This window comes from Arthrobacter sp. KNU40 (assembly GCF_051515115.1).
Lineage (GTDB): Bacteria > Actinomycetota > Actinomycetes > Actinomycetales > Micrococcaceae > Arthrobacter.
Map to the genome: position 1 here is coordinate 1,638,584 of NZ_CP195850.1, position 13,297 is coordinate 1,651,880.

Below are 13,297 nucleotides of genomic sequence, written 5' to 3' on the forward strand. Positions count from 1 at the left end.
AGGAGAGTTAGCCAGTAGTGTTTTGGTGGCAAAAAGAAGTGCGGCCCGGAATTTCGGTTGCCTTCTCCGATGACGATGCGGGCAACCTTGCACTGCACGTGGCGGACAATCCTGACGATGTCATGGCGCGCCGGGTCCGGCTGGAAGCAGCAGCGGGGCTCGGCGAACGCCATTTCCAATACATGAACCAGGTCCACGGAAAAGCCGTCGAATTCATCTCAGTGCACGGGGACGGCCCAACGGCCGACGCCATGGTGTCCAGGGGACAGCCTCTTGCGGTGATGGTGGCCGATTGTGTCCCCGTCGTGCTATTGGGCGACGTGGAGGACGAATCCGATCCGGTTCTTGCTGTGGTCCACGCCGGCCGGCCCGGGGTTGCCGCGGACATCGTTTCGGCCACTGTGGTCAATATGCGAAGCCACGGTGCGGCGACCATCAGCGCCTGGGTGGGCCCTTCCATCTGCGGTGAATGCTACGAAGTTCCCGAACAATTGCGGACGGACGTAGCTGCCGCGGTCCCGGAAACCTGGTCCACCACCTCCTGGGGTACGCCCGCACTGGATCTGCCCGCCGGTGTGCGCGCCCAGCTGGAGGCCCTCGGCGTCACGGTCGAGTACTCGGGGGAGTGCACGCTGGAGACTGCTCGGCTTTACTCGTATAGGCGCAATCAGCAAACGGGCCGATTTGCAGGTTTGGTGTGGACGCATGAGTGAGAATTTCCCGACAGCGGAAAGCGCCGCGGGCGATCCACGGACCGCCGAGCTGCGCGAACGGCTCGCCGCGGTCCGCCAACGGATTTCGGCGGCAACCGCGGCGGCCGGGCGAAGCGACGAGCCGCAACTGATAGTCGTCAGCAAGTTCCATCCCGCAGCGGACGTAGCCCGGCTGGCGGCACTTGGCGTGACCGACGTCGGCGAAAACCGCGACCAGGAAGCGGCCGCGAAGTCTGCCGAGCTGGCCGGACTCCCGGTGCGTTGGCACTTCATCGGTCAACTGCAAAGCAACAAGGCCAAATCCGTAGCGAAATACGCGTTTTCCGTGCAATCGATCGACCGTCCGCAACTCGCCGAGGCCCTTGCCAAGGCTGTAGCGCGCCAGCAATCCGAATCCGGCAGGCAGGACCTTGACTGCTACATCCAGGTCAGCCTTGAGGACGAGGGCGGCGCCCACCGCGGCGGTGCCGCTCCGTCCGACGTCGAGCGCCTCGCTGAATCCATCGCTACCGCCGCCGGGCTGCGCCTGGCCGGAGTGATGGCCGTCGCGCCGCTCGGCGCGCCTCCGGAGGAAGCGTTCGAGAAACTCGCCGACATTTCACGGGATTTGCGGAGGCTGCATCCGGACGCCGTGGGGATATCCGCCGGGATGAGCCAGGACCTCGAAGCTGCCGTTCAATTTGGTGCGACACACCTGCGAATTGGCTCGGATATTCTCGGTTCGCGTCCGCGGGTGGGGTAGCGTCAAAGTATTGGAAGCGACGGGCCGGGATTTCAGCGATGTCAAGTCATGGGCGGCCCGCCTACTGCAGACACGATAGGAGTCCAGCATGGCTGGCGCATTGCGCAAGACAATGGTTTATCTTGGGCTCGCCGATGGCGATGAACACTACGAGTCTGAGCAGCACATGCAGCACGCGGACGAGGACCGGTCTGTTGACCACAATCGTGAAGAGCGCCGCGCCCCTGCACCTGTACGTGAAGTAGTTCGTGAAGTCCCCCCTGTCGCCGAAGAGGAATACCGCGCACCCGTGACACCTATCAAGCGTGCGGCATCTAGCCGCGAAGACGCCTCCGGACTGAGGCAGATCACCACCGTCCATCCCCGTTCCTACAATGACGCCAAGATCATCGGCGAAAGTTTCCGGGACGGCATCCCCGTGATCATGAACGTCACCGACATGGGCGAGGGAGATGCCAAGCGCCTCGTCGATTTTTCCGCCGGGTTGGTCTTCGGACTCCATGGCAGCATTGAGCGCGTCACCAGCAAGGTTTTCCTGTTGTCGCCGTCGTACGTCGAAGTTCTTGGCGACGACAAGAAGGTCAGCGAAGCCCAAGCAACGTTCTTCAACCAGAGCTAGCACAGTCATCACGGGATGCCAGGCAGAGCGATCTGCCTGGCATCTGTGTTGGAATAGAGGAACTGACCGAGAAAAGTGGCGAACTAGGAGATCTGAGCTAACCCGTGGGCATAGTTTTCGGCCTTTTGTACATTGCATTGCTGCTGTTCCTGGTCACCCTCGTCATCAGGCTCGTTTTCGATCTGGTGCAGATGTTTGCGCGGCAGTGGCGCCCCCGTGGCGGAGCCTTGGTTGCCGCGCACGTGGTCTATTCCGTGACTGATCCGCCCTTGAAACGGATCCGCCGGCTGATCCCGCCGCTGCAGCTTGGTGGGGTGTCCCTTGACCTGGCATTCCTCATCGTGTTTATTGTCGTCAGCATCGCGATGGGATTCGTCTACACGCTGGCGTAGCTTTTCCGCAGGCCATTTTCCGTCAATCTGTTTCATCGGCGAGTGGGCTGCAATCTCCGACCCAACACGATGGTGTTGAATTGGGGGAATCAGATGATATTTAGGTACCGTAGTTTTGAACGGCCGGAAGGCCTACTGACTAACTAGACCAACGAGGTGACCAGATGGCTTTGACGCCAGAAGACGTTGTCAACAAGCGCTTTCAGCCGACCAAGTTCCGCGAAGGCTACGACCAAGACGAGGTCGACGACTTTCTCGACGAAATCGTCGTCGAGCTGAGGCGTTTGAACCAAGAGAACGACGAGCTGCGCAAGAAGCTCGGCGAAGCCGGAAACCCGGTGGCTGCCAGCGCGGCATCGGCACCAGTGGTCGAGAAGGTGCCCGCGCCCGTGAAGGCCGACAAGGACGCACAGGCGAAGGCGGAAGCCGAAGCTAAGGCCGAGGCTGAGAAGAAGAAGGAGCCGGCTGTTGCCGCCGCTCCTGTTCCGGCCGCACCTTCGGCCGGCTCGCCCTCCGCCGAGTCCGCAGCCGGTCTGCTGGCCATGGCTCAGCAGATGCACGACAAGCACGTGGCCGATGGTGAGCAGCAGAAGGAAAAGATCATTGCCGAGGCACAGATCGAAGCTTCCAGCCTCGTCAACGACGCGCAGGACAAGTCCCGCAAGATCCTCGGTGCCCTCGAGCAGCAGCGCAGCGTTCTCGAACGCAAGGTGGAGCAGCTCCGCGGCTTCGAGCGCGACTACCGCTCCCGCCTGAAGGCCTACATCGAAGGCCAGCTGCGTGACCTGGATGCCCGCGGCTCAGTTGCGGCTCCTGAGGTCGGCGAAGCCGCCGCAGAGGTCTAGCAAGTATTCTGAAAGCCGGTGGCTGGGGATTCCTCGGCCACCGGCTTTCGCCTGTTAAGGCGCAGAAGCCACGGTTACCGAATGAAAGTACTATGAGCGACGAACAAACTGACGGCACTACGGAGCCCGTCCGCATCAAAGCCCATACGTGGCGTCCCGCACTGCTTTGGGTCTTTGCAGGCTTCGCCGTGTTCGCGTACGCCTTCGATCAACTGACCAAACTCTGGGTCACCAGCACCATGGTTGAAGGCGAGCGGATCCCCGTCCTTCCTCCTCTCCTGCACTGGTACTACATCCGAAACTCGGGCGCTGCGTTCTCTATCGGTGAAAACGTCACCTGGGTCTTCACGATCGTCATGGCGGCCGTTTCAGTGGTGATCCTTTTCCAAGTGCGTCGATTGGGGTCAGTCTGGTGGTCCTTGGCACTCGGCCTGCTGCTCGGTGGTGCGCTCGGAAACCTCACGGACCGTCTTTTCCGCGAGCCATCCTTTGCCATGGGCCACGTCGTGGACTTCATCCAGTTGCCCAACTTCGCTATTTTCAACATCGCCGACTCTGCGGTGGTTTCCAGCGTCGTGATTATCTGCCTGCTGACTTTGCGGGGGATCGGGCTCGATGGCTCCCGCCACCACTCCGCCGATTCGGTGCCCGACAAGTCCGGCACGCCGGAGGGTGAGGATCCGGGCGATGTCTGAGCAATTCGTGGTGCCTGATGAGTTGGGCGGGGCCAGGGCCGACGCAGGCTTGGCGAAACTGATGGATATCTCCCGCTCCGCGGCCGCCTTGCTGATCGCCGAGGGGAACGTCACCATCTCGGCAAGCACGCTGGGCAAATCGGCGAAACTCGTTGCCGGGTCCGTGCTGGAAGTCACCGTTCCGGAACGCCGGGATCCCTTGGAAGTCGTGGAGGAAGTCGTGGAAGGCCTGAATATCCTGTTGGACGATGACGACTTTGTCGTCATCGACAAGCCTGTTGGCGTGGCGGCGCACCCGTCCCCGGGTTGGGTCGGCCCTACCGTGGTGGGTGGCCTTGCCGGTGCGGGATACCGGATCTCAACGTCCGGCGCGCCTGAACGTGCCGGCATCGTCCATCGTCTCGACGTCGGAACCTCCGGCGTCATGGTCGTGGCCAAGAGCGAACAGGCTTACACGGTGCTCAAGCGGGCCTTCAAGGAACGCACGGTGGAGAAGGTGTACCACGCAGTGGTCCAGGGCCTGCCGGATCCACTGGAGGGCACCATAGACGCGCCCATCGGGCGCCACCCGGGGCATGATTGGCGTTTCGCGGTGATCGAGGATGGCCGTCCCTCCGTGACGCACTACGAAGTCCTCGAGGCCTACGGCAAGGCGACCCTCGTGGAAATTCACCTTGAGACAGGCAGGACACACCAGATCCGGGTTCATTTCTCGGCCCTCAGGCACCCTTGCGCGGGCGATCTGACCTATGGGGCGGACCCGCGTTTGGCTGCCAACCTGGGTCTTACCCGGCAGTGGCTGCACGCGCGGCGGCTTGGCTTCAACCACCCCCGGACCGGCGAATGGGTGGAAGTCACCAGCGAGTATCCGGCGGACCTGCAGTACGCGCTGGAGCTCCTTGAAAGCGGTAACGCATAGGCGGATCCACGCTTCCAGCGCGCCACTCCAACTGCGCGGGCCCTGCCGGTAGACTGTCGTGGTGACTTCCAGCAATGACTCGTTCGTCCATCTGCACACCCACACCGAATACTCCATGCTGGATGGTGCGGCACGTCTCACTGAGTTGTTCGACGAGACCGAGCGGCTGGGCATGCCTGCGCTGGCCACCACGGACCACGGATACCTGTTCGGTGCCTTCGATTTCTGGAAGAAGGCCACGGACAAAGGCATCAAGCCGATCATCGGCGTGGAAGCCTATGTCACGCCGGGCACGGCGCGCGGCGACAAAGAGCGCGTCCGCTGGGGCGACGAGGGCCAGCGCAAGGATGACGTTTCCGGTGGTGGTTCCTACACCCACATGACGTTGTTGAGCTACAACAACGTGGGCATGCGCAATCTGTTCCGGGCATCCTCGATTGCTTCGCTCGACTCGGTGTTCGGCAAATGGCCCCGCTTGGACAGGGAGTTGCTGAACACGTATTCCGAAGGCCTGATCGCCACCACCGGTTGCCCTTCCGGTGAAGTCCAGACCCGCCTTCGGCTCGGGCAGTACCGGGAGGCGCTGGCCGCGGCTTCCGAGTTCCGCGACATCTTCGGTGCGGAAAACTACTTCTGCGAACTGATGGACCATGGCCTGGACATCGAACGGCGGGTCACCGGCGATCTGCTGCGTTTGGCCAAGGAACTGAAGCTTCCGCTCGTGGCCACCAATGACCTCCACTACACGCATGAGCATGACGCGAAGGCGCACGAGGCCCTCTTGGCGATCCAGTCGGGCTCCACGCTGCTCGAGCCCACCTATGACAACGGCGGCTCGCGGTTTGCGTTCTCCGGCAGCGGCTACTACCTGAAGTCACCGCAGGAGATGCGCGAGTTGTTCCGCGATCATCCCGAAGCCTGCGACAACACTTTGCTGATCGCAGAGCGCTGCGAAGTGTCCTTCAACACGGGCGCGAACTACATGCCGCGGTTCCCTTGTCCTCCCGGCGAGGACGAGACATCCTGGCTCGTCAAGGAAGTAGCCACGGGGCTCGACTACCGCTACCCGAACGGCGTCCCGGACAAGGTACGCACGCAAGCCGACTATGAGCTTGAGGTCATCACGTCCATGGGCTTCCCGGGATACTTCCTGGTGGTGGCCGACTTCATCAACTGGGCCAAGAACAACGGAATCAGGGTGGGCCCGGGCCGTGGTTCGGGTGCGGGCTCCATGGTGGCGTATGCCATGCGCATCACCGACCTCGACCCGCTGGAACACGGCCTGATCTTCGAGCGCTTCCTCAACCCGGACCGCGTGTCCATGCCCGACTTCGACGTCGACTTCGATGATCGTCGCCGCTCCGAGGTGATCGACTACGTCACCCGGAAGTACGGCGACGAGCGCGTGGCCATGATTGTCACCTACGGCACCATCAAGACCAAGCAGGCCCTCAAGGACTCCTCCCGTGTGCTCGGCTACCCGTTCAGCATGGGTGAACAGCTCACCAAGGCGTTGCCGCCGGCCGTGATGGCCAAGGACATCCCGCTGGCGGACATCCAGAACCCCGAGGCCAAGCGCTATGGCGAGGCCGGAGACTTCCGCCAGCTCATCAGCACGGACCCGGAGGCCACCAAGGTCTTCGAGACCGCGCTGGGCATTGAGGGGCTGAAGCGGCAGTGGGGCGTACATGCCGCAGGCGTCATCATGTCTTCGGACCCCATCATCGACGTCATTCCTGTCATGCGACGCATCCAGGACGGCCAGGTCATCACGCAGTTCGATTACCCGACGTCCGAAGGCCTCGGCCTGATCAAGATGGACTTCCTCGGCTTGAGGAACCTGACGATCATTTCCGACGCCCTGGAAAACATCAAGATGAACCGAGGCGTCGACCTCGATCTTGAGCACCTGTCGTTGGACGACCCGGCGTCGTACGAGTTGCTGGCGCGCGGCGACACGTTGGGCGTCTTCCAGCTCGACGGCGGGCCCATGCGGTCGCTGCTCAAGCTCATGAAGCCTGACAACTTCGAAGACATCTCCGCCGTGTTGGCGCTGTACCGGCCGGGTCCCATGGGCGCCAACGCCCACACGGATTACGCCCTGCGTAAGAACAAGATCCAGGAAGTCATCCCGATCCACCCGGAGCTCGAGGAACCGCTCTCCGAAATCCTCGGCGGAACATATGGCCTGATCGTGTACCAGGAGCAGGTCATGGCCGTGGCCCAGAAGCTGGCCGGCTACTCACTTGGTCAAGCCGATATCCTCCGGCGCGCCATGGGCAAGAAGAAGAAATCCGAACTGGACAAGCAGTTTGCCGGCTTTTCCCAGGGCATGCAGGACAACGGCTATTCCATGGATGCCGTCAAGACCTTGTGGGACATCCTGCTCCCGTTCTCCGACTACGCCTTCAACAAGGCGCACTCCGCCGCGTACGGGGTCATTTCCTACTGGACCGCGTACCTGAAGGCCCACTTCGCTCCCGAATACATGGCAGCCCTGCTCACTTCCGTGGGCGACGACAAGGACAAATCGGCCATCTACCTCAATGAATGCCGGCGTATGGGCATTACGGTCCTGCCGCCGGACGTCAACGAGTCAAGCCTCAACTTCACCCCTGTGGGAACTGACATCCGCTTCGGAATGGGGGCTATCCGCAACGTCGGCGTCAACGTCGTGGAAGCCATGGTGGCGGCCCGGGCGAGCGAGGGCGCCTACACGTCCTTCAAGGACTTCCTCATGAAGGTTCCGGCGGTGGTCTGCAATAAGCGCACCATCGAGTCCCTCATCAAGGCCGGTGCGTTCGACTCCCTCGGCCATCACCGCCGTGCGCTGGCGATGGTGCACGAAGAAGCGATCGATTCGGTCATCACGCTCAAACGCAATGAGGCGATCGGCCAGTTCGATCTCTTCGCCGGATTCGAGGACCAGGAGCCGCAAGCCTCCCTGAGCACGGAGATTCCGGACCTGCCGGAATGGGAGAAGAAAGACAAGCTCGCCTTCGAGCGTGACATGCTCGGACTCTACGTCTCGGACCATCCACTGCAAGGGCTTGAGGGCGTGTTGAGCCAGCACGCAGAGCAGTCGATCACTTCGATCCTGGGAGAAGACGGACCGCACGACGGCGCCATCGTCACCATTGCGGGCATGATCACCTCGCTCAGCCGCAGGATTGCCAAGGCAAGCGGCAATGCCTACGCGCGGGCGGAGATCGAAGACCTGGGCGGTTCCATCGAAGTCATGTTCTTCGGCCAGGTCTACGGCCCCATCGCCTCGGTCCTCGCGGAGGACCTGATCGTGGTGGTCAAGGGCCGCCTGCAGCGGCGCGACGACGGTGCGGTTACCTTGAACTGCATGGAGCTCTCGGTTCCGGACCTCAGCGAAAGCACCAACGGTCCCCTCGTCATCACGATGCCCACCTACAAGGCAACCGAGGCCGTCGTCACCGATCTTCGCGATGTTTTGACCACCCACCGGGGAAACTCCGAGGTCCGGCTCCACCTGCAAGGTGACTCCAAGGTCGAGGTCATGGGCCTGCCCGTACACATGCGCGTGAATCCCACTCCGTCGCTTTTCGGTGACCTCAAGGTACTTCTCGGCCCGACCTGCCTGGACAGTTGATGAGCCCAGCTTCCTGAACAACCCAGCCGATGACGTTAGATCTCCTGCCTTAACTAGATCTCATAATCGATCGGAACCGGCTGGCCGTAGGAGCCCGAGTGGTACAGCAGGGGAGTATCGTCTTCGCCGACCAGCCCATCGACAACCTCCACCACCACGATCGCGTTATTTTCGAAGGACAGGCGCATCTGGATCTTGCCGATCAGCCAGCCGGCCACGTTCTTGAGGATCGGGACGTCGAAGGGCCCAGGCTCCCAGTGATCGCCTTCAAACCGTTCCTGCGTGCGGGCGAAGCGGTCTGCGAGGGCCTGATTCTCGAGACCGAGCATGTGCAGGCCGATATACGTTGAATTCGCCACAGCCGGCCAGGAGCTGGAGCTGCGGGACATGTTGAACGTGAAGCGTGGTGGCTCGGCCGACAGCGAAGCCACGGACGTCGCCGTGAAGCCGAAGGGCTTGCCGTTGAGGTCGGCAGTGATGATGGCCACCCCCGCGGCATGCCGGCGGAACATTTGCTTGAATGTCGCTTCAAAAGCCGAATTGTCCGAGGCCACTTTGCCGATCTCCTGCGTGAGCTAGTGGTAATAACGCTGGTGGATTCAGCGTATTCCGCTGCTCGCCGCGGCGCTTGCTTGTTGAGCCTCCAGAAACGTTTGTTAATGTTTGTGTCATGACGAAGCCACCATCGAACCTTCTCGACTCCGGTCCCGCGAGGGACACCCACCCTGACATGGGCATGGACATGCGAGACCGCAAATGGTGGCTGTGGCTCGCCGTGCCTGCCGCCTCGGGAATCGGGCTGGGTCTCGCATGGTGGCTATTGGCTCCGGGCGGCCTCAACGTCGTCTCCGGCAATCCTGCCCTCGCCGATCCCACTGCCTCGGCGGGGCGGCTTCCGAGGGACTTGGTCCTGGCGGGGCTTCTGCTGCTTTCCGGCTGCTTCACGGCAGTCCTCCTCGACGGCAAGGTCCGGACGCCGGGCCACGGCATCCGCACGTTCCTGGCAGTCCTAGGTGGCGCCGTGGGGGCATTGGTGGCTTGGCAGGTGGGTGTGCTGGCCGCGCACTGGTGGGGTCCCGCCTCAAGCGGAACCGACGGCTTCTCGTTGCGGTCGGCGACGGCACTCTTGCTGTGGCCGGGGGCGACGGCCCTTGTGACATTCCTGCTGACTCTTTTCAGCTTGATGGGAAGGCAGCCGGAGGCACCGCCGCTTGACCCGTAAAATGATCTGGTGACCATTTCTCCGGACAACCCTGCCGAAACCGCCGTCCAGTCCCTGGACTTCCGCCGCATTGACTTGCGCGGACGATCCTTGACCCTTGCGGAGCTGCGTGCCGTGGTGCCCCGGGCGAAGCATCAGACCATGGCGGACGCCGAGCAAAAAGTCCTGGACATCATTGCTGCCGTCCGATCCCGCGGCTTCGAGGCGCTTGGGGAGTTCGCGCTGGCGTTCGACGGCGTGGAGCAGTCCCACCCGCGCGTGCCGGATGCCGCCCTTGCTGAAGCCCTTGAGAACCTGGATCCGTCAGTCCGTGCGGCCCTAGAGGAATCCATCAGCCGTGCCCGGCGTTTTGCGGATGGCCAACGGCCCGCGAACGTCGATGTGGAACTGGGGGACGGCGCCGTCGTCAGCCAGAACTGGGTGCCGGTGGGCCGCGTGGGACTGTATGTTCCCGGCGGGCTGGCCGTCTATCCGTCGTCGGTGATCATGAACGTCGTTCCGGCGCTGGCTGCCGGGGTCGCCTCGATCGCTTTGGCGTCTCCGCCGCAGAAGGACTTCGGAGGCTTGCCCCACCCCACCATCCTGGCCGCGGCCGCTTTGCTCGGCATTGACGAGGTGTATGCCATCGGAGGGGCCCAGGCGATTGTTTCCTTTGCCTACGGCATCCCCGGGGCTGCCGACGATCAGCCCATCGAGCCCGTGGACGTCGTGACCGGTCCCGGAAACATCTTCGTCGCCACGGCCAAGCGGCTTGTGAAAGGCGTCGTGGGGATCGACTCCGAGGCCGGCACTACCGAGATCGCCATCTTGGCTGATGCTTCCGCCCGTCCGGAGCTCGTGGCTGCGGACCTCATCAGCCAGGCCGAGCACGACCCCAAGGCGGCGTCTGTCCTGATCACCGATTCCGAGGAACTCGCCTCCGCAGTGCAGCGGGAACTAGCGGTGCAGGCAGGAACCACGAAGCACGGTGAGCGAGTCACCACGGCATTGTCGGGCCCACAGTCCGGCGTGGTGCTGGTAGACGATATCGAGCAGGGCATTGCGGTCTGCGATGCGTACGCGGCAGAACATTTGGAAATCATGACCGCGGACGCGGCCGCGGTGGCCGCAAGGATCCGCAACGCCGGCGCGATTTTCGTAGGGGACTACAGCCCGGTCAGCCTCGGAGACTACTGTGCAGGCTCCAACCACGTTTTGCCCACGAGCGGTACAGCAGCCTTCTCTTCCGGACTGAACGTGACAACATTCCTTCGCGCCGTCCAGGTGATCAACTACGACAAGGCTGCCTTGGAACAGGTCAGCAAACACATCGTGAGCCTCGCCGACGCCGAAGACCTTCCCGGCCACGGCGACGCCGTCAAGATTCGTTTCGCGGGCCCCTAAACCACTACATGTATGGGTAACAACCACTACATATAGTAATTACAATCTTGTCATTAGGCCTTATGTAGCCGTAAACTGGTGCCGGAAGTCAAACTTCCGGCACCAGTTGCGTCCCCGGCCGATGCCGCCGTGAGGACAGGGGTGCCGGAACCAAACAGGGGAGGCCCAGCGTGTATTGTCCGTTCTGCCGAAACCCCGACTCACGCGTTGTGGACAGTCGGATGGCCGACGACGGCTCAGCCATCCGCCGTCGGCGTCAGTGCCCCGAGTGCGGACGCCGGTTCACCACCGTGGAGACCACAAGCCTTTCTGTCATCAAACGCTCCGGCGTGGGAGAGCCCTTCAGCCGGATCAAGATCATCAACGGCGTTCGGAAGGCCTGCCAGGGGCGTCCCGTGACTGAGGACGACCTCGCGATGCTGGCCCAGGAAGTCGAGGAAAATATCCGATCTTCCGGTGCGGCTGAAATCGACGCCCACGAGGTGGGCCTGGCCATCCTGGGACCACTCCAGAAACTCGACGAAGTCGCCTACTTGCGATTTGCCAGCGTTTACCAGGCCTTCGAATCGCTTGAGGACTTCGAATCGGCCATTTCGCTGCTCCGCCACGAAGCCGAAAGCGCAGCGGCCGAGAATGCAGCGAAAATCGCCAAGGGCAAGAGCTCCGAGAAGAGCCCCATCTAGCTCCGGTGGTGGCAGCGGAGGGGAAGCCGCAGCCACCACCGGCATCGCTTCTACCGCCGCCCGAGACCGGCAGTACGGCTCCGGTGATGTAACCGGCGTCGTCGGACATCAACCACAACACGGCGGCGGCCACCTCATCAGGTTCTGCGCCCCGGCCCATGGGGATCCCCGGGTTGAGCCGTTCCACACGGTCGGGCGTCCCAGCGGCCGCGTGCAATCCCGTGTTGGTGCTTCCGGGCGCCACGGAATTCACCCGGATACCCTGTTTCGCTACTTCGGACGCGAGGCCAACCGTCAGGACGTCAACAGCGCCCTTGCTCGCAGCGTAGTGCGCCCAGGTGCCGGGTGAACCCGCTTTGGTCGCGGTCGAGGAAACGTTGACAATGGAGCCGCCCGGGCCGCCGCTCTCGGTGGATAGGCGTCGTACAGCTTCCTGGCAGACGAAGACCAATCCGTTGACGTTGACGTCCATGACGCGGCGGATCGTTTCGCTCGGCACATCAATGAGATTGCCGATGAGGTTGGACTAGTTGACGACGACGGCGTACCCCGCTGCCGCTGCCCTGAGGGCTATGGCAGCGCCAATGCACCGGCTCGCGCCGGTGACAATCGCGACGTCGGGCACGCCGTCGTCCATCCGGAAGGCTGCCGTACTACTTGGCGAGCTTGTGGTGGAGGGCGACGTCAAGCGCGGCCCCCACGATTCCGGCGTCGTTCTTCAGTTCCGCAGTGACGATGCGGGTCCGCAGATTCAGGTGGGGGAAGTATTCGTCCGAACGCTTCGAAATACCGCCACCGATGATGAAGAGTTCCGGGGAGAACAGGAACTCGACGTGGGAGAGATAGCGCTGCAGCAGCACGCTGTACTCTTCCCAGCTCAAGCCGTCGCGTTCACGTGCCACGGCGGATGCCTTTGTTTCGGCGTCGTGGCCGTCCACTTCGAGGTGGCCGAGCTCGGCGTTGGGCACGAGGTGCCCGTTGAAGATAAAGGCTGAGCCGATGCCTGTGCCGAGCGTAATGACCAGGACCGTGCCGTCGACGCCTTCGCCCGCGCCGTAGCGGGCTTCAGCGAGTCCGGCTGCGTCGGCATCGTTGATGACCTCGACGGGACGGTCCAATCGCTTGGTGAGCAGCGAATCAATGTCGGTGTCGAGCCAGGACTTGTCCACGTTGGCGGCGGAGCGGACTACGCCGTGCTGGATGATTCCGGGGAAGGTGACTCCCACGGGCGAACCTTTGGCGGGGGCATCCTCGCGGGCCGACAATTCTTCGACGATCTGTGCGATCACTTCGGCGACGGCTTCGGGAGTGGCAGGCTGCGGCGTCGGGATACGAAGGCGGTCCCCGAGCAGCTTGCCCTTTTTGAGATCGACGATGCCGCCCTTGATGCCGGTGCCACCGACGTCGATGCCGATCAGCGGGCCGTTCTTGTGGATCTTCTCATCCTTCTTGGTCAATGCGTTTC

The 13,297-nt window shown here is 62.6% G+C and carries 13 protein-coding genes and 1 pseudogene; 11 read left to right on the forward strand and 3 right to left on the reverse strand.

Features of this window, described 5'->3' with window-relative positions; genetic code table 11:
• The first annotated feature begins 17 nt into the window (after positions 1–17).
• From ACSKT0_RS07695 to dnaE, 8 genes are all read left to right on the forward strand, one after another.
• A complete protein-coding gene (locus ACSKT0_RS07695; RefSeq protein WP_437773209.1) occupies positions 18–713 on the forward strand; it encodes a polyphenol oxidase family protein in 696 nt (231 codons plus the stop codon).
• Positions 706–1,455: a YggS family pyridoxal phosphate-dependent enzyme gene (locus ACSKT0_RS07700; RefSeq protein ID WP_437773210.1), complete on the forward strand. Its 750-nt coding sequence runs from the start codon at positions 706–708 to the stop codon at positions 1,453–1,455. The genes ACSKT0_RS07695 and ACSKT0_RS07700 overlap by 8 nt, the downstream gene beginning before the upstream one ends.
• An 88-nt stretch (positions 1,456–1,543) precedes the next feature.
• A complete protein-coding gene (locus ACSKT0_RS07705; protein WP_345446866.1) occupies positions 1,544–2,074 on the forward strand; it encodes a cell division protein SepF in 531 nt (176 codons plus the stop codon).
• Positions 2,075–2,178: 104 nt separating this feature from the next.
• Positions 2,179–2,466, forward strand: coding sequence for a YggT family protein (locus tag ACSKT0_RS07710; protein WP_437773211.1), 288 nt, complete (start codon positions 2,179–2,181; stop codon positions 2,464–2,466).
• 164 nt (positions 2,467–2,630) lie between these two features.
• On the forward strand, positions 2,631–3,311 hold the full coding sequence (locus tag ACSKT0_RS07715) for a DivIVA domain-containing protein (protein WP_437773212.1): 681 nt from the start codon (positions 2,631–2,633) through the stop codon (positions 3,309–3,311).
• A gap of 92 nt (positions 3,312–3,403) precedes the next feature.
• Entirely contained in the window at positions 3,404–4,006 is a 603-nt protein-coding gene (gene lspA, locus ACSKT0_RS07720) for a signal peptidase II (protein WP_437773213.1), read from the forward strand.
• Positions 3,999–4,925 (forward strand): RluA family pseudouridine synthase, encoded by a 927-nt coding sequence (locus ACSKT0_RS07725; protein WP_437773214.1) that lies wholly within the window; start codon positions 3,999–4,001, stop codon positions 4,923–4,925. The genes lspA and ACSKT0_RS07725 overlap by 8 nt, the downstream gene beginning before the upstream one ends.
• A 61-nt stretch (positions 4,926–4,986) precedes the next feature.
• Positions 4,987–8,544 carry a DNA polymerase III subunit alpha gene (gene dnaE / locus ACSKT0_RS07730; protein WP_437773215.1) on the forward strand — a complete coding sequence of 1,186 codons (3,558 nt, stop codon included), beginning with the start codon at positions 4,987–4,989 and terminating at the stop codon, positions 8,542–8,544.
• A gap of 53 nt (positions 8,545–8,597) precedes the next feature.
• Here the strand turns inward: dnaE and ACSKT0_RS07735 are convergent, their stop codons facing one another.
• Entirely contained in the window at positions 8,598–9,056 is a 459-nt protein-coding gene (locus ACSKT0_RS07735; RefSeq protein WP_425550457.1) for a flavin reductase family protein, read from the reverse strand.
• 158 nt (positions 9,057–9,214) lie between these two features.
• Here ACSKT0_RS07735 and ACSKT0_RS07740 point away from each other — a divergent pair, with 158 nt between their 5' ends.
• The 3 genes from ACSKT0_RS07740 (at position 9,215) to nrdR (ending at position 11,832) form a co-directional block, all read left to right on the forward strand.
• A complete protein-coding gene (locus ACSKT0_RS07740; protein WP_437773216.1) occupies positions 9,215–9,766 on the forward strand; it encodes a hypothetical protein in 552 nt (183 codons plus the stop codon).
• A 9-nt stretch (positions 9,767–9,775) separates the two neighbouring features.
• Complete coding sequence (gene hisD, locus ACSKT0_RS07745; RefSeq protein WP_437773217.1) at positions 9,776–11,149, forward strand: histidinol dehydrogenase; 1,374 nt, start codon at positions 9,776–9,778, stop codon at positions 11,147–11,149.
• 170 nt (positions 11,150–11,319) lie between these two features.
• A complete protein-coding gene (gene nrdR / locus ACSKT0_RS07750; protein WP_234753861.1) occupies positions 11,320–11,832 on the forward strand; it encodes a transcriptional regulator NrdR in 513 nt (170 codons plus the stop codon).
• 115 nt (positions 11,833–11,947) lie between these two features.
• Here the strand turns inward: nrdR and ACSKT0_RS07755 are convergent.
• Positions 11,948–12,304: pseudogene (locus tag ACSKT0_RS07755) on the reverse strand (SDR family oxidoreductase); the annotation flags it as partial.
• A gap of 181 nt (positions 12,305–12,485) precedes the next feature.
• Entirely contained in the window at positions 12,486–13,289 is an 804-nt protein-coding gene (ppgK, locus tag ACSKT0_RS07760; protein ID WP_272909619.1) for a polyphosphate--glucose phosphotransferase, read from the reverse strand.
• Positions 13,290–13,297 lie beyond the last annotated feature (8 nt).

What these genes read in the sequence shown, in the direction of transcription:
- ACSKT0_RS07700 (WP_437773210.1), top strand. Translation starts at nt 706, where the DNA reads ATGAGTGAGAATTTCCCGACAGCGGAAAGCGCCGCGGGCGATCCACGG.
- ACSKT0_RS07740 (WP_437773216.1), top strand. Translation starts at nt 9,215, where the DNA reads ATGACGAAGCCACCATCGAACCTTCTCGACTCCGGTCCCGCGAGGGAC.
- ACSKT0_RS07715 (WP_437773212.1), top strand. Translation starts at nt 2,631, where the DNA reads ATGGCTTTGACGCCAGAAGACGTTGTCAACAAGCGCTTTCAGCCGACC.
- ACSKT0_RS07735 (WP_425550457.1), bottom strand. Translation starts at nt 9,056, where the DNA reads ATGTTCCGCCGGCATGCCGCGGGGGTGGCCATCATCACTGCCGACCTC.
- ACSKT0_RS07725 (WP_437773214.1), top strand. Translation starts at nt 3,999, where the DNA reads ATGTCTGAGCAATTCGTGGTGCCTGATGAGTTGGGCGGGGCCAGGGCC.
- lspA (WP_437773213.1), top strand. Translation starts at nt 3,404, where the DNA reads ATGAGCGACGAACAAACTGACGGCACTACGGAGCCCGTCCGCATCAAA.
- ACSKT0_RS07705 (WP_345446866.1), top strand. Translation starts at nt 1,544, where the DNA reads ATGGCTGGCGCATTGCGCAAGACAATGGTTTATCTTGGGCTCGCCGAT.